Origin of the sequence: Pseudomonas sp. IT-P395, from assembly GCF_949767675.1 — a bacterium.
Lineage (GTDB): Bacteria > Pseudomonadota > Gammaproteobacteria > Pseudomonadales > Pseudomonadaceae > Aquipseudomonas.
In genome coordinates, this window is sequence record NZ_CATKPW010000011.1 from 129,983 (window position 1) to 144,914 (window position 14,932).

Here is a 14,932-nt window from a genome sequence, read left to right on the forward strand (position 1 = left end):
AGTATTCAAGAGGACTCCCATGCGCCTTATCCGCATGCTGTTGCCAGTACTGGCGCTGACCACGCTCACGGCCCACGCCGATGACAAGGACGTGGCGCGTCTGACCCAATTGCTGGAAACATCCAAGACCCTGAGCGCGAACTTCTCGCAGCTGACCCTCGACGGCAGCGGCACGCAGTTGCAGGAAACCACCGGCGACATGACCCTGCAGCGTCCGGGCCTGTTCTACTGGCACACCAATGCGCCGGCCGAGCAGACCATGGTCTCCGACGGCAAGAAAGTCACCCTGTGGGACCCGGATCTGGAGCAGGCGACCATCAAGAAGCTCGACGAGCGTCTGACCCAGACCCCGGCGCTGCTGTTGTCCGGTGATGTGTCGAAGATCAGCCAGAGCTTTGATATCACCGCGAAAGAGGCGGGCGGCGTGATCGACTTCACCCTCAAGCCGAAAACCAAGGACACCTTGTTCGATAATCTGCGCCTGTCCTTCCGCAATAATCTGCTTAACGATATGCAACTGATCGACAGCGTCGGCCAGCGCACCAATATCCTGTTTACCGGGGTGAAGGCCAATGAGCCGGTTCCAGCGTCGAAGTTCAAGTTCGACATCCCCAAGGGTGCCGACGTAATCCAGGAATAAACCCAAAACCCTTTGTAGGAGTGAGCCTGCTCGCGATTCGATTTGTCAGTCACATCTTCATCGTCTGACCCACCGCTATCGCGAGCAGGCTCACTCCTACAGGGTCAATGATCGGCAAAATAGAGGTTTCAACGCTACGTGATGGATCTGTTTCGCAGTGCACCGATTGCCCAGCCACTGGCCGCGCGTTTGCGTGCGACCAATCTGGATGAGTACGTCGGTCAGGAGCACGTGCTCGCTCGCGGCAAACCTCTGCGTGAGGCGCTGGAGCAGGGTGCCCTGCATTCGATGATCTTCTGGGGCCCGCCGGGCGTGGGTAAAACCACCTTGGCGCGGTTGCTTGCGGAAGTCTCTGATGCGCACTTCGAAACGGTCTCGGCGGTGCTCGCCGGGGTCAAGGAGATACGTCAGGCCGTTGAAATCGCCAAGCAGCAGGCCGGCCAGTACGGCAAGCGCACGATTCTGTTCGTCGATGAAGTGCACCGCTTCAACAAGTCCCAGCAGGATGCATTCCTGCCGTACGTTGAAGACGGCACGCTGATCTTCATCGGCGCCACCACCGAAAACCCTTCGTTCGAGCTCAACAACGCTCTGTTGTCGCGCGCCCGCGTCTACGTGCTGAAAAGCCTCGACGAAGCGGCGCTGCGCAAACTGGTGCACCGCGCGCTCACCGAAGAGCGCGGGCTGGGCAAACGTAACTTGACCCTCAGCGATGAGGGTTTTCAGATGCTACTATCGGCCGCCGATGGCGATGGCCGGCGTCTGCTCAATCTGCTGGAGAATGCCTCCGATCTGGCCGATGACAACAGCGAGATGGGCATCGATCTGCTGCAAAGCCTGCTCGGCGACACGCGCCGGCGTTTCGACAAGGGCGGCGAAGCGTTCTACGACCAGATATCGGCGCTACACAAATCGGTACGCGGCTCCAACCCCGATGGCGCGCTGTACTGGTTTGCGCGGATGATCGACGGCGGTTGCGATCCGCTGTACCTGGCCCGACGCGTGGTGCGCATGGCCAGCGAAGACATCGGCAACGCCGACCCGCGCGCATTGAGCCTGTGCCTCGCCGCGTGGGAAGTGCAGGAACGCCTCGGCAGCCCCGAAGGTGAGTTGGCGGTGGCTCAAGCCATTACTTATCTGGCCTGTGCGCCAAAAAGCAACGCGGTATACATGGGCTTCAAAACCGCGCTGCGTGCCGCCGCCGAAAACGGCTCGCTGGAAGTGCCGCTGCACCTGCGCAACGCGCCGACCAAACTGATGAAACAATTGGGCTACGGCGACGAATACCGCTACGCCCATGACGAACCAGACGCCTACGCCGCCGGCGAAGACTATTTCCCGGAAGAACTCGAGCCGATACCGTTTTACCAACCGGTGCCGCGCGGCCTGGAGTTGAAGATCGGCGAGAAGCTCAACCACCTCGCCCAACTTGACCGTTTAAGCCCTCGGCAGCGGAGAAAATAGTGCTTCCATTGATCATTGCGGTATCCGCCGGCGGGGTTGCCGGCACCTTGTTGCGCTTCGCTACCGGCAATTGGGTCAACGCCAATTGGCCGCGGCACTTCTATACCGCGACGCTGGCCGTTAATATCGTGGGCTGTCTGCTGATTGGCGTGTTGTACGGCCTGTTTTTGATACGCCCGGAGGTGCCGATCGAGGTGCGTGCCGGGTTGATGGTCGGCTTCCTCGGGGGGCTGACGACTTTTTCATCCTTTTCACTGGATACGGTGCGCCTGCTAGAAAGCGGGCAAGTGCCGCTGGCCCTGGGCTATGCGGCGCTCAGCGTATTCGGCGGGCTGCTCGCGACGTGGGCTGGCCTGTCTTTGACCAAACTTTGATAACGAGAAACCGACATGCTCGATTCCAAACTGTTACGTAGCAACCTTCAGGACGTAGCGGACCGCCTGGCTTCCCGTGGCTTTGCCCTGGATACCGCGCGCATCGAAGCGCTGGAAGAACAGCGCAAGACCGTCCAGACCCGCACCGAAGCACTGCAGGCTGAGCGTAACGCGCGTTCCAAATCTATCGGTCAGGCCAAGCAGCGCGGCGAAGACATCGCGCCGTTGATGGCGGACGTCGAGCGCATGGCGGGCGAACTGAGTGCCGGTAAAGTCGAACTGGACGCGATCCAGACCGAACTGGACTCGATCCTGCTCGGTATCCCGAACCTGCCACACGAATCCGTTCCGGTCGGCAAAGACGAAGACGACAACGTTGAAGTCCGCCGCTGGGGCACGCCGACTGCATTCGATTTCGAAGTGAAAGACCACGTGGCGCTGGGCGAGAAGTTCGGCTGGCTGGATTTCGAAACCGCCGCCAAGCTGTCCGGCGCTCGTTTCGCCTTGCTGCGTGGCCCGATCGCCCGTCTGCACCGCGCACTGGCGCAGTTCATGATCAACCTGCACGTCAACGAGCACGGCTACGAAGAGGCGTACACGCCTTATCTGGTTCAGGCGCCGGCACTGCAAGGCACCGGTCAACTGCCGAAGTTCGAAGAAGACCTGTTCAAGATCGCGCGCGAAGGCGAAGCGGATCTGTATTTGATCCCGACAGCCGAAGTATCGCTGACCAACATCGTTGCCGGCGAAATCGTCGACTCGAAACTGCTGCCGATCAAGTTCGTTGCCCATACTCCGTGCTTCCGCAGCGAAGCCGGCGCGTCGGGTCGCGACACGCGCGGCATGATCCGTCAGCACCAGTTCGACAAAGTTGAAATGGTCCAGATCGTTGAGCCATCGACTTCGATGGAAGCGCTGGAAGGTCTGACTGCCAACGCTGAAAAGGTGCTGCAATTGCTCGGTCTGCCTTATCGCACCCTGGCACTGTGCACCGGCGACATGGGCTTCAGCGCGGTCAAGACTTACGATCTGGAAGTGTGGATCCCGAGCCAGGACAAGTACCGCGAAATCTCCTCGTGCTCGAACTGCGGCGATTTCCAGGCCCGTCGCATGCAGGCGCGTTTCCGCAACCCGGAAACCGGCAAGCCTGAGCTGGTGCACACCTTGAACGGTTCCGGTCTGGCTGTTGGCCGTACCCTGGTGGCCGTGCTGGAAAACTACCAGCAGGCCGATGGTTCGATCCGTGTGCCGGACGTGCTGAAGCCGTACATGGGTGGCCTTGAGGTCATCGGCTAAATGAAATATCTGCCGCTGTTTCACAACCTGCGCGGCAGTCGTGTGTTGGTCGTCGGTGGGGGGGAAATTGCCTTGCGCAAATCCCGCCTGCTGGCCGATGCCGGTGCGCTGCTGCGGGTGGTCGCACCTGAAATCGAAACGCAACTGCGTGAGCTGGTCGCTGCTTCTGGCGGTGAATGCCTGTTGCGTGGTTACGTCGAGGCAGATCTGGACGGTTGCGGGCTGATTATTGCCGCTACCGACGATGAGACACTGAACGCACAAGTCTCCACCGATGCTCATAAGCGCTGCGTGCCGGTCAACGTGGTCGACGCGCCGGCCTTGTGCAGCGTGATCTTCCCGGCGATCGTCGATCGCTCGCCGCTGATCATTGCCGTGTCCAGCGGCGGCGATGCACCGGTGCTGGCGCGTTTGATCCGCGCCAAGATCGAAACCTGGATTCCGTCGACATACGGCCAATTGGCCGGGCTCGCCGCGCGTTTCCGTAATCAGGTGAAAAGCCTGTTTCCGGATGTACAGCAGCGTCGTGGTTTCTGGGAAGATGTCTTTCAGGGACCGATTGCCGATCGGCAACTGGCCGGGCAGGGCGCCGAGGCCGAACGTCTGCTGCAAGCCAAGATCGATGGCGAAGCCATGGTCACCACCGGCGAGGTGTATCTGGTCGGCGCGGGCCCGGGCGATCCGGATCTGCTGACCTTCAAGGCCTTGCGCCTGATGCAGCAAGCCGACGTGGTGCTCTATGACCGTTTGGTTGCACCTGCGATTCTTGAGCTATGCCGTCGCGATGCCGAGCGGGTTTATGTCGGCAAACGTCGTGCTGATCACGCCGTGCCGCAGGATCAGATCAACCAGCAACTGGTCGATCTGGCCAAGGCCGGCAAACGTGTGGTGCGGTTGAAGGGCGGTGATCCGTTTATCTTCGGCCGTGGCGGCGAAGAGATCGAAGAACTGGCCGCTCATGGCATTCCGTTTCAGGTGGTGCCGGGTATCACAGCTGCCAGCGGTTGTGCGGCGTATGCAGGGATTCCGCTGACGCATCGTGATTACGCGCAGTCGGTGCGCTTTGTCACCGGGCATTTGAAGGACGGTTCCACCGATCTGCCGTGGGTCGACCTCGTCGCGCCGGCGCAGACGCTGGTGTTCTATATGGGTCTGGTCGGCTTGCCGGTCATTTGTGAACAACTGATCAAGCATGGTCGTTCAGCAGATACCCCGGCGGCATTGATTCAGCAGGGCACCACGGTCAATCAGCGGGTCTTTACCGGCACGCTGGCCGATCTGCCGCGATTGGTGGCGGAGCATGAAGTGCATGCGCCGACACTGGTGATCGTTGGTGAAGTGGTGCAACTGCGCGAGAAACTGGCGTGGTTCGAAGGGGCTCAGGCGCAGGTCTGAGTCAGATCAAAAGATCGCAGCCTTCGGCAGCTCCTACATGAGAATGCGTTCCCTGTAGGAGCTGCCGAAGGCTGCGATCTTTTGCTTTTTGCTATTAACCCTTCAACCAAACCCCTTTCCCAGCCAACCGCGCCCGATCATGCGCCACGGTGAAATCCTGCTCCGGCCCCTTCGGCACAACCCCCGTCGGGTTAATCGTCTTGTGACTGCCGTAGTAGTGATTCTTGATGTGCTGGAAATCCACCGTCTCGGCAATCCCCGGCAACTGATACATCTCCCGCAGCCAGTTCGACAGGTTCGGATAATCGGCAATGCGCCGAAGATTGCACTTGAAGTGCCCGTGATACACCGCATCAAACCGGATGATCGTAGTGAACAGGCGCACGTCAGCTTCAGTGAGGTATTCGCCGCTCAGATAGCGGTTTGCGCTTAAAACGCCTTCAAGGTGATCGAGTTCGGCAAACACCTCATCGAACGCTTCTTCATAAGCCTGTTGCGACGTTGCAAAACCTGCGCGGTACACGCCGTTGTTCACCGCCGGATAAATCCGCTCGTTCAGCGCATCGATTTCACCGCGCAACGGCGCCGGGTAGAAATCCAGATCATTGCCGGTCAGATCATCAAACGCGCTGTTGAACATGCGGATGATCTCCGCTGATTCGTTGCTGACGATGCGTTTGAGCTTCTTGTCCCACAGCACCGGCACAGTAACGCGGCCGGTGTAATCGGCCGTGTCGGCGGTATAGCGCTGGTGCATGAAGTCGAAGCCATCGAGCTTGTCGCCGGTCGAGCCGAGTGCCGTGTCGAAGGTCCAGCCGTTTTCCAGCATCAGCCAACTGACCACCGAGACGTCGATCAGACTTTCCAGGCCTTTGAGCTTGCGCAGGATTAGCGTGCGATGCGCCCATGGACAAGCGAGGGAAACGTATAGGTGATAGCGCCCGGCTTCAGCGGCAAAACCGCCTTCACCGCTGGGGCCGGGTTCACCGTTGGCGGTGACCCAGTTGCGGCGTTTGGCCTGTTCACGCTGGAACGCGCCGTCCTTGCTGCTTTCGTACCACTTGTCCTGCCAGTGGCCATCGACGAGTAAACCCATGATCAAGACTCCGTAAACCAATAATCGTTGGAGTCGAGTCTATTCCGATGAGTTCGAACAAAAAGCGCAAAGATCGGGCGTGAATGATCGGTTAAATCGATTTGTTCCGCGCGGCCCAGTATTGCTCGGCGGTGGCGAAGGCTTGCTCACGGTTTTGACCGAGGCCGCGCAAGGCCAGGGCCATGGTCGCAATCAGGGCCATTTGTGGATAGCTGTCGACCACGTCGCCACGCCACACCGCTTTCAGATGTTCAACGTCCAAAGTTGCCGGTTTGACGTGGCGCTGCGCCGACAATTGCGGCCATTCCTCGTCCCAGCTCTCGCCGCCAGTGGTGCCGTACAAGTGACTGTTGGCATCCGGGTTGATCTCGATTTCGCCACCGTCACCCTTGACCACAATCGCCGTGTCGCCGAGCAAGCCGCTGGCATCGCGATGCACGGCCTGATAGCCAGGATGGAAAATACTCTGCAGCCCACAACGCGCGCCCAGCGGATTGAGAATCCGCGCCAGCGAATGAATCGGCGAGCGCAGGCCAAGGGTGTTGCGCAGGTCGATCATCTTCTGCAGTTGTGGCGCCCAGTCCACCAGCGGCATGAACGCCAGCCCGCCATTGTCCAGCGCCGTGCCGGCCTGCTGCCAGGTCCGGCACAACGGGATGTTCAATTCGCCGAGCAATTGCTCGCTGTACAGCCGCCCGGCCGTGTGCGCGCCGCCGCCGTGCATAAAGATGCGCACTCCGTTCTGTGCCAGACACTTGGCTGCCAGCAGGTACCACGGCAGATGGCGCTTTTTGCCGGCATAGGTCGGCCAGTCCAGATCGACGTTCAGCTTGGGGGCCTGCAAGCGCTCGCGCAGGGCTTCGGTGAAACCGGCCATCTCCTCGGCGCTTTCTTCCTTGTGCCGCAGCAACATCAGGAACGCGCCGAGCTGCGTGTCTTCGACCTTGTCGTCGAGCACCAGGCCCATCGCTTCGCGGGCTTCTTCGCGGGTCAGGTCGCGGGCGCCGCGTTTGCCCTTGCCGAGGATGCGCACGAATTGAGCGAACGGATGTTCGGCAGGCGTTTCGAGGGTCAGCGCTGGAAAGTCGGTCATAAGCAATTCGTCGGTTTGGGCAGGCCCGCCAGTTTCGCGGCGAGTTTGGCGGGGGTGCCTTTGAACAGTCGGTTCAGGTGCAGGCTGTTGCCTTTGTCCGGGCCGAGTTTCAACGCGGTGTACTTGATCAACGGCCGGGTGGCCGGTGACAGCTGGAATTCGGCGTAGAAGCTGCGCAGCAGCTCGAGGACTTCCCAGTGCTCCGGAGTCAACTCGATCTCTTCGGCAGCGGCGAGGGCGCTGGCGACCTCAGCCGACCAGTCGCTGAGGTCGACGAGAAAGCCATCCTTGTCCAGTTCGATGGCGCGGGCGCCGACGGTCATGGAATTCATAGCCAGCTGTTGACCTTGTCGTGGTGTATCGACAGTTCGACGAAGGCCGGGTAATCGATCGCTTCGGCCCAGTCCGGGACTTCGATGGCGCGAGCCTGTGCATCTTCGGCCAGAACCCACAGTTTGATCTGGCGGCTTTGCAGATCAGTGAATGGCGCTGTGCCCGGTTGCAATGCATAGACGGCATCGCCGGACAGCAGCAGGGCATCAGCGCTGCCGATCAGGCGCAGGCAACTGCTCAGGCGATCGTCGCCGAACGGGGAATGAGACAACACATGCAAAGTCGACATCAGAGGGTGATCACCTGGTCGTAACGGTCAATAAGGGCGGTGATTTGTTCGGCGGCCAGCGGCTGCGCTTCAGCCAGCGACAGATTGCCGAGACCGCGTGTGCTGGCGCTGTCGGCGCAGTAAAACAGTTCTTCTACGCCGAACATCGGCAGCGCCTGCAGGTTGGCGCTGAGGTCTTTCTGTTGCAGGGTCTTGGCGTTTTGCCCGGCGGCGAGTTGCAGCACGCCATCATCCAGAAACAGCAAGCCAACGGGCAGATCGAAGGCGCCACCGGCCAGCACGATGTCCAGCGCTTCACGGGCGCCGGGGCCAGACCACGGCGACTCGCGGCTGATGATCAACAGGGACTTGGCCATCTCACGCACCTCCAAAGCAGATCAAACGGTCGGCGTCTTGCACCGCGTCATGCAACTGACCGAGGCCGGACAATTCCCACGGCGCGCTGACTGAGACGGCGTCACGTTGATAGCGTTTGGCTTCTTCAGCGTTGAGCGCACCGCGACGCAGGGCGGCGGCGATACACACCACGCCATCCAGATTCTGCTCGGTTATGAAGCTGCGCCATTGTTTGGGCAAATCCAGTTCGTCCTGCGGGGTGACGAGCGCATCCGAGGCGTTATAAACGCCGTCCTGATAGAAAAACAGCCGGACGATCTCATGCCCGCCGGCCAGCGCAGCCTGCGCAAACAGCAGGGCGCGGCGCGAGGAGGGCGCATGGGCGGCGGAAAACAGCGCGATGGCAAACTTCATGACGGACTCGATCAGCAAAACTGCGGCCATGATAAAGCATTGCAGGCCGCAAAGGATCGCAGCGCTTACAGGGAAACACGATCTCTGTAGGAGCTGCGGCACGCTGCGATCTGTTGATTTTGATTTTGAAAAACAAGATCAAAAGATCGCAGCCTCGTTTCACTCGACAGCTCCTACAGGGAGCACGGGGCGGGCGTTGATTAGCGAGGCATGTAGCCCAGTTGCCAGCGCCGCGGAATTTTCAGGGAGAGCAGCCCGATCATCGCGGCCAGCAACCCGCTGACGAACATCGCCTTGAGTCCAAGATGATGCTCCAGCACTGCGCCCAGAATCGCGCCGATAAACATTCCGCTCCAGGGCACCAGCTGCACCCGCCAGCCGCTGCGCCGTTCGCCAAGCATCCAGCGGCCCAATCCACGGCCGAACCGCGACAACGCGCCTGTCACGTAAGTCAGCCCGACCGGCAAGCCATTCACTTCTTCGACCGCCGCGTTGAGCATGCCCATCGCTATGATCGCCGCCAGCAGCGCTGGCAGTTGCGTGTCGAATGGCCAGGCCGCCGCCGCGCACAGCAGGGTGGCGATACACAGCAGCAGAGGCAACGCCCGGCGTCCGCCCAAGCGTGCAACTACAACACCCAAAGCATTACCGACAACGAACGTTGCGACGAGAATCACCAGGCGCACGGTCAACCCGACATCGCCATCACTGATCGCCACGGCGAGTCGGGTGGTGTTGCCGCTCATGAACGAGACGAAGTCGCCGCTGGCCATAAAGCCAATGGCGTCGGTCATTCCGGCCAGTACCGAGAGGCTGGCCACCAGCGCCAGACCAATCCGCCCGCGCCACTTCTGTGTGTGCAGGTGGCCGGGGCTGGCGCGGTGAGTCGAGGCGGATGGCAGCATGAGTGGCGGTGTCCTTAGGCGGAGGTTACGGCTCTATGCCATACAGATCGCAATATTCCAGCCAATCCATTCCGGCCATTTCCGCGACTTCGCGATGCACTTCCAGACGCTGCGCCTGGTATTCCTCAGACGAATCAGCGGTCAGTTGCAAGGTGAGCTCCCAGGCAAACAGCCCGAGACTTTCCGCTTCAGCCTCAAACGCTTCATGCAGTCGCTCTTCGCGATACTGCGCTTGAGTTTCGCCTTTGGCCTGGGCCAGCAACGGGTTGAGGTGATCGAGGGTTTCGCGCAGTTCGGGACGCGCGTCGAGAAACACTTTCAGGGCATGTTCATGTCGCTGGTCGGTAGGCGCCATGTGTTTTCCTTGTGAGGCTGATGAGCTTAGGTTGCCGCAGCGACCTGCGCGTGTCGCGCTATAAATGCAGTAAAGCAGAACGATTCCTGCTGCTGCGATGATACAGTCCGCTTTTTTCTGAATGAGCGAATGCAATGCGAATTCTGATGGTAGCGCTGGCCGCGACATTGCTGGCCGGTTGCGCAGGCTCGGTGATGGACGATGCTCGCACGAAAACCCCGTACAAGGTGTTGACGTCGGACAAGGCTGAAAAAGTCGTGGCGCAGTGTGTGCAGTTTGGTTGGCAGGACGAAGCGGTGTTCGGTGTGGATGCGGCGGCGTATCTGGAACCGCGCAAGTCCGGCGGGACGACGGTGTACACCCGTTCGGCAGAGTCGTTTGTCGACGTGATTACCCAGGCATCGGGCACGACGTTGAATTACTACGCGCAGAAGGATGACTTTGTCGCCAAGCGCCGGTTGGCGGCGTTGGCGACCTGCCTGTAGGGGCAATTGTCGCAGTGATGCTCAACCCGCCTTCGCCGGAAGGCCGCCCGGAGCAGGCTCGCTCCGGATGGCCTTCCGACGAAGGGGCCGCAACATTCAACCGATCAATCGCTTCTGGAAGAAATGCCGCTTATGCCCCAGTGGATAATCCAGAATCTCTCCGCATTCGCTAAATCCAAGCTTCTTGTAAAACTCCGGTGCCTGGAAGGAGAAGGTGTCGAGCCAGATGCCAACGCAGTCTTTTTCCCGTGCCAGATCTTCCGCCCTCTGCATCAACTGCGAGCCGATACCCTTGCCGCGACCTTGCTCCGGCACGGCCAGTAACTCAATGAACAGCCAACGATAGAACGTGTGGGCATACAAACCTCCGAGGATCGCGTCGTGTTCATCACGCACTAACAGAGCGATCGGCTCGAAGGTCGACGGTCCGGCGTTGGCAACGTTGTGCGCACGCAGCGGCGCGAGGATGGCTGTGCGTTCTTCTTCGGTCGGGTTTTGTGACAGCTCGATGCGCAAGTTCATGCATGACTTCCTTGTTGTTTGAATTCGCAGCCTATCCTGCCCCGCGGCTATCTTCCAAGCCCTTCTTCAACCCGGTGGAACTGCCGCTCTCGCCTCGGGGTCTAGGCTTTACAGCGTCATTCCAGCACGCGGTTGATGAGGAACCCCCATGAATATTTTCGAAGCCCTTCGCGAAAGCCATGACCGCCAGCGTACTTACGCCAAGACCTTGATCGAAACCAGCGGCGATACGCCGGAGCGGGTCGAAGCCTACAAACAGCTCAAGGCAGAACTCCAGGCCCATGAAACCGCCGAAGAGCGCCATTTCTACATTCCGTTGATGGAGCTTGATGACGGTGTCGATTTGAGCCGCCATGCCATCGCGGAACATCATGAAATGGACGAGATGATGGAAGAACTCGATGAGACCGAGATGTCCAGCCCGGCCTGGCTGGCCACCGCCAAAAAGCTCTCTGACAAAGTTCACCATCACCTGAAGGAAGAGGAACAGAAGTTCTTCCAGATGGCTGGCAAATTGCTCAGCGAAAAACAGAAAGAACAACTCGCCGGGCAATACGAAAAGGAGTTTCAGGAACAATTGCCGTAATCACTGAATGGCAGTCTTTGTAGCATTGGCGTGTAATCTTTTGTCGTCATCTCTGGTGGGCGTTGTCGCAAAAGACTGTATATGCATCCAGTGTTTGCGCTGTTTTTACGGTTCAAGGCTGCTGACTGCGACAAAACCGCCGATGGACAAAAAATCCGTCTCCGTTAGCTTGAAGGCCTCTCCTCGGAAAGGAGAGTTCTTAAATCAACGGAGTGAAAAACATGAATCAACCACAAACCCAACTGCGACACGGTCGTGTCATTTCCCCTGCAAGCCGCGGTGCGGTAGCGATTGAGCAAGGATTGCTCGGCGCCTGGCAGGTCAACGAAATGGAAGGCGGCAAGAACTTCCCGGCGCTGGCGGCGGGGCCATTTCCGGCGCCTTACCAGAGCGACTCGGACAGCGTCACGCCACCGGCCGATGGCTACATCCTCAGCGGCGGCAAGACCGATGCCCGCGACTGTGTGAACTTCACCAATGACGAAATGAGCAAGAAACTCGCTCGTCCGTTCACTTGGCCGCTGCTCAATGTCACCCCGGGACAAACCCTCGAAATCAAGTGGGAATACACCGCACCGCACACCACCCGCGGCTACCGCTGGCTGATCACCAAGGACGGCTGGGACCCGAAACAGCGTATTACCCGTGCGCAACTGGAAGCCCAACCGTTCTTCGAGGACTTCTACACTCAGGTGCCTTATTACAGCTACCCGAATGAGTTGAAGGCCAAGGTCAATCACGCGGTGAAACTGCCGGCCAACAAAAGAGGCCATCACGTGATCGTGCTGATGTGGATCGTCGCCAACACCGGCAACGCCTTCTATCAGGCTTTCGACGTCGACTTCAAATAACGGCGCAGCGTCGCCAAACCCACACGTTCTGAAGGATTAGAACATGTCAAAAATCGATTTCTCTTTAGTGCAAAACGCGGCGAGCGATGCCGCCTCGCTGATGCCGAGCATTGCCGGCAAAAAGGTCCTTATGGGCTTCTGGCACAACTGGCCCGCAGGCCCGAGCGATGGTTACCGCCAGGGCCGCTTTGCCAGCCTCTCGCTGGAGGACGTGCCCAAGGAGTACAACGTGGTTGCGGTCGCTTTTATGAAGGGCAGCGGGATTCCGACCTTCAAACCGTTCAACGTTTCCGATGCCGAGTTCCGCCGCCAGGTCGGCGTACTCAACAGCCAGGGACGGGCCGTGTTGATTTCCCTCGGCGGCGCCGATGCGCACATCGAATTGCGCAGCGGTCAGGAACAACCGCTGGCCAATGAAATCATTCGTCTGGTGGAAACCTACGGCTTCGACGGTCTGGACATCGATCTTGAACAGAGCGCGATTGATTTCGCTGCCAACAAGACAGTTCTGCCGGCCGCACTGAAACTGGTCAAGGATCACTATGCAGGCCAGGGCAAGCACTTCATCATCAGCATGGCTCCGGAGTTTCCGTACCTGACCAGCACCGGGAAATACATCAGCTATTTGCAGGCACTGGAAGGCTACTACGACTTCATCGCCCCACAGTTCTACAACCAGGGCGGTGACGGCGTTTGGGTACCGGAGGCGAACAACGGCGCGGGTGCGTGGATTGCGCAGAACAACGATGCGCTGAAGGAGGATTTCCTTTACTACCTGACCGAAAGTCTGGTGACCGGCACACGTGGCTTCACGCGGATCCCGGCGGACAAGTTCGTCATCGGTCTGCCGGCCAATAACGATGCGGCAGCCACCGGTTATGTGATCGACAAAACCGTGGTCGGGAATGTCCTCAAGCGTCTGGCGATCAAGGGGATACCGATCAAAGGCCTGATGACCTGGTCGGTGAATTGGGATAACGGTACCAGCAAGGATGGCGTGCCATACAACTGGGAGTTCAGCCGGCGTTATGGGCCGTTGATTCACGGGGTACCCGCCGCAGGGCAAGCTTTCGATGATAAGCAATCGTTTATCGCTCGTTAGTTGCAAATGAAGAAGCCCGGTAGCGCTGCCGGGCTTTTTTTGTTTGCGCAATTATTCGACCATGGCGACTTACTCAGGAACAGGATCAGGCGTCATGTCCAACACAGCCGAGCGGGTCAACATTGTCGACACTCAAGTGTTGTCCCATGACTGGTATCTACTGAAGAAAATCACCTTCGACTATCACCGCAACAATGGCGAGTGGCAGCGTCAGACCCGTGAGGTCTACGACCGTGGTAACGGTGCAGCGATTCTGTTGTTCAACCGCGAGCAGCGCACGGTGGTGCTGACCCGGCAGTTTCGTTTGCCGGTATTCGTCAATGGCCACGATGGTTTGTTGATCGAGGTGGCGGCCGGGTTGCTCGAAGGTGCATCGCCGGAGCAACGGATTCGCGATGAAGCCGAAGAGGAAACCGGGTATCGCGTGCACGATGTGAAGAAGGTGTTCGAGGCTTACATGAGCCCTGGCTCGGTGACCGAGAAACTGCATTTTTTCATTGCCGAATACGACGCCGCATCGAAGGTTAGCGACGGTGGTGGTCTGGAAGAGGAGACCGAAGAACTGGAAGTGCTGGAGTGGCGATTCGACGACGCGTTGGCGGCGTTTCAGCGCGGCGAGATCTGCGACGCCAAGACCATCATGCTGTTGCAATATGCGGCGATGAATAACCTTTTTGCCCAATAAATCAAAAGATCGCAGCCTTCGGCAGCTCCTACAGGAAAACGCATTCCAGGTAGGAGCTGCCGAAGGCTGCGATCTCTTGATCTGTATTGACTGACTAAAACAAATCCCCGGTTTTGCCAATCTGCGACCAGTCGCCACCTTCAAGTGTCAGCAGGCGCTCTTTCGCCTCTAGCCCACCGGCAAACCCGGTGAGCTTCCCCGACGCGCCGATCACTCGATGACACGGCGCGACAATGGAGATCGGGTTGCGTCCGTTCGCTGCGCCCACTGCCCGCACGGCGCTGGGATTGCCTATCTGTTCGGCAATCTGGCTGTAGGTCCGCGTCTCGCCGAATGGAATGGTCAGCAGCGCCGCCCAGACCTTTTTCTGAAAGTCGGTGCCAGCGAAATCCAGTTCCAGATCAAAACAGTCACGCGTCCCGGAAAAATATTCTTCAAGTTGTCGAGCCGTTCGAATCAGGATCGGATTGTTGGGTGCCTCACTCATCGGGCCGAGGCGCACACGGTTCGGTTTGTCGTTTTCCCAGAGGATGGCCGCCAGTCGTGAACCGTTCGCGACCAGCTTCAGCTCGCCGACGGGCGAGGGCAGGGTGATGAACGTGTAAGGCATGACGGCAGACTCCGGATCAGGGCGGCAACAGCGCCCAGCATACTGCCTGATCGGGGAGGCGCAATACGCAAAGCCGACCATACTGCTTGGTGCTCTTGCAG

19 protein-coding genes and 1 pseudogene are annotated in these 14,932 nt (G+C 59.2%); 10 read left to right on the top strand and 10 right to left on the bottom strand.

Annotated features, from left to right (window positions below):
- The first annotated feature begins 19 nt into the window (after positions 1–19).
- The 5 genes from lolA (at position 20) to cysG (ending at position 5,169) form a co-directional block, all read left to right on the top strand.
- A complete protein-coding gene (gene lolA, locus ACM6IN_RS09140) occupies positions 20–640 on the top strand; it encodes an outer membrane lipoprotein chaperone LolA (RefSeq protein ID WP_007908077.1) in 621 nt (206 codons plus the stop codon).
- Positions 641–781: 141 nt separating this feature from the next.
- Entirely contained in the window at positions 782–2,104 is a 1,323-nt protein-coding gene (locus ACM6IN_RS09145) for a replication-associated recombination protein A (RefSeq protein WP_007908078.1), read from the top strand.
- Positions 2,104–2,478: a fluoride efflux transporter CrcB gene (crcB, locus tag ACM6IN_RS09150; protein ID WP_007908079.1), complete on the top strand. Its 375-nt coding sequence runs from the start codon at positions 2,104–2,106 to the stop codon at positions 2,476–2,478. The genes ACM6IN_RS09145 and crcB overlap by 1 nt, the downstream gene beginning before the upstream one ends.
- Positions 2,479–2,493: 15 nt before the next feature.
- Positions 2,494–3,774: a serine--tRNA ligase gene (gene serS / locus ACM6IN_RS09155; RefSeq protein ID WP_007908080.1), complete on the top strand. Its 1,281-nt coding sequence runs from the start codon at positions 2,494–2,496 to the stop codon at positions 3,772–3,774.
- Positions 3,775–5,169: a siroheme synthase CysG gene (gene cysG, locus ACM6IN_RS09160; RefSeq protein WP_414915827.1), complete on the top strand. Its 1,395-nt coding sequence runs from the start codon at positions 3,775–3,777 to the stop codon at positions 5,167–5,169.
- A gap of 94 nt (positions 5,170–5,263) precedes the next feature.
- On the opposite strand, the gene ACM6IN_RS09165 is transcribed toward cysG, so the two are convergent.
- From ACM6IN_RS09165 to ACM6IN_RS09200, 8 genes are all read right to left on the bottom strand, one after another.
- Positions 5,264–6,265, bottom strand: coding sequence for a glutathione S-transferase family protein (locus tag ACM6IN_RS09165; RefSeq protein WP_007908082.1), 1,002 nt, complete (start codon positions 6,263–6,265; stop codon positions 5,264–5,266).
- Between the two features lie 91 nt (positions 6,266–6,356).
- Complete coding sequence (locus tag ACM6IN_RS09170; RefSeq protein ID WP_414915828.1) at positions 6,357–7,358, bottom strand: glycosyl transferase family protein; 1,002 nt, start codon at positions 7,356–7,358, stop codon at positions 6,357–6,359.
- A complete protein-coding gene (locus ACM6IN_RS09175) occupies positions 7,355–7,690 on the bottom strand; it encodes a TusE/DsrC/DsvC family sulfur relay protein (protein ID WP_007908084.1) in 336 nt (111 codons plus the stop codon). The genes ACM6IN_RS09170 and ACM6IN_RS09175 overlap by 4 nt, the downstream gene beginning before the upstream one ends.
- On the bottom strand, positions 7,687–7,980 hold the full coding sequence (gene tusB / locus ACM6IN_RS09180) for a sulfurtransferase complex subunit TusB (protein WP_007908088.1): 294 nt from the start codon (positions 7,978–7,980) through the stop codon (positions 7,687–7,689). Before tusB ends, ACM6IN_RS09175 begins: the two co-directional genes overlap by 4 nt.
- Positions 7,980–8,336, bottom strand: coding sequence for a sulfurtransferase complex subunit TusC (gene tusC / locus ACM6IN_RS09185; RefSeq protein WP_414915829.1), 357 nt, complete (start codon positions 8,334–8,336; stop codon positions 7,980–7,982). The genes tusB and tusC overlap by 1 nt, the downstream gene beginning before the upstream one ends.
- Before the next feature lies 1 nt (position 8,337).
- Positions 8,338–8,730 (bottom strand): sulfurtransferase complex subunit TusD, encoded by a 393-nt coding sequence (gene tusD, locus ACM6IN_RS09190; protein WP_007908093.1) that lies wholly within the window; start codon positions 8,728–8,730, stop codon positions 8,338–8,340.
- A 200-nt stretch (positions 8,731–8,930) separates the two neighbouring features.
- On the bottom strand, positions 8,931–9,635 hold the full coding sequence (locus ACM6IN_RS09195; RefSeq protein ID WP_038369677.1) for a YoaK family protein: 705 nt from the start codon (positions 9,633–9,635) through the stop codon (positions 8,931–8,933).
- 25 nt (positions 9,636–9,660) lie between these two features.
- Positions 9,661–9,990, bottom strand: coding sequence for a DUF6388 family protein (locus ACM6IN_RS09200; RefSeq protein ID WP_007908101.1), 330 nt, complete (start codon positions 9,988–9,990; stop codon positions 9,661–9,663).
- Positions 9,991–10,124: 134 nt separating this feature from the next.
- Between ACM6IN_RS09200 and ACM6IN_RS09205 the strand changes: the two genes are divergently transcribed.
- Positions 10,125–10,475 carry a hypothetical protein gene (locus ACM6IN_RS09205; protein WP_095113675.1) on the top strand — a complete coding sequence of 117 codons (351 nt, stop codon included), beginning with the start codon at positions 10,125–10,127 and terminating at the stop codon, positions 10,473–10,475.
- A gap of 96 nt (positions 10,476–10,571) precedes the next feature.
- Here ACM6IN_RS09205 and ACM6IN_RS09210 read toward each other — a convergent pair whose 3' ends face one another.
- Positions 10,572–10,997 (bottom strand): GNAT family N-acetyltransferase, encoded by a 426-nt coding sequence (locus ACM6IN_RS09210; RefSeq protein ID WP_007908103.1) that lies wholly within the window; start codon positions 10,995–10,997, stop codon positions 10,572–10,574.
- A gap of 148 nt (positions 10,998–11,145) precedes the next feature.
- Between ACM6IN_RS09210 and ACM6IN_RS09215 the strand changes: the two genes are divergently transcribed.
- The 4 genes and pseudogenes from ACM6IN_RS09215 (at position 11,146) to ACM6IN_RS09230 (ending at position 14,221) form a co-directional block, all read left to right on the top strand.
- Positions 11,146–11,583: a hemerythrin domain-containing protein gene (locus ACM6IN_RS09215; RefSeq protein ID WP_007908104.1), complete on the top strand. Its 438-nt coding sequence runs from the start codon at positions 11,146–11,148 to the stop codon at positions 11,581–11,583.
- Between the two features lie 221 nt (positions 11,584–11,804).
- Complete coding sequence (locus ACM6IN_RS09220) at positions 11,805–12,434, top strand: lytic polysaccharide monooxygenase auxiliary activity family 9 protein (protein WP_095113674.1); 630 nt, start codon at positions 11,805–11,807, stop codon at positions 12,432–12,434.
- Positions 12,435–12,477: 43 nt separating this feature from the next.
- Positions 12,478–13,479, top strand: a pseudogene (locus ACM6IN_RS09225) (chitinase); the annotation flags it as partial.
- Positions 13,480–13,630: 151 nt separating this feature from the next.
- A complete protein-coding gene (locus ACM6IN_RS09230) occupies positions 13,631–14,221 on the top strand; it encodes an NUDIX domain-containing protein (RefSeq protein ID WP_007908109.1) in 591 nt (196 codons plus the stop codon).
- 94 nt (positions 14,222–14,315) lie between these two features.
- On the opposite strand, the gene ACM6IN_RS09235 is transcribed toward ACM6IN_RS09230, so the two are convergent.
- Positions 14,316–14,831, bottom strand: coding sequence for a methylated-DNA--[protein]-cysteine S-methyltransferase (locus ACM6IN_RS09235; protein ID WP_414915830.1), 516 nt, complete (start codon positions 14,829–14,831; stop codon positions 14,316–14,318).
- Positions 14,832–14,932: the final 101 nt, after the last annotated feature.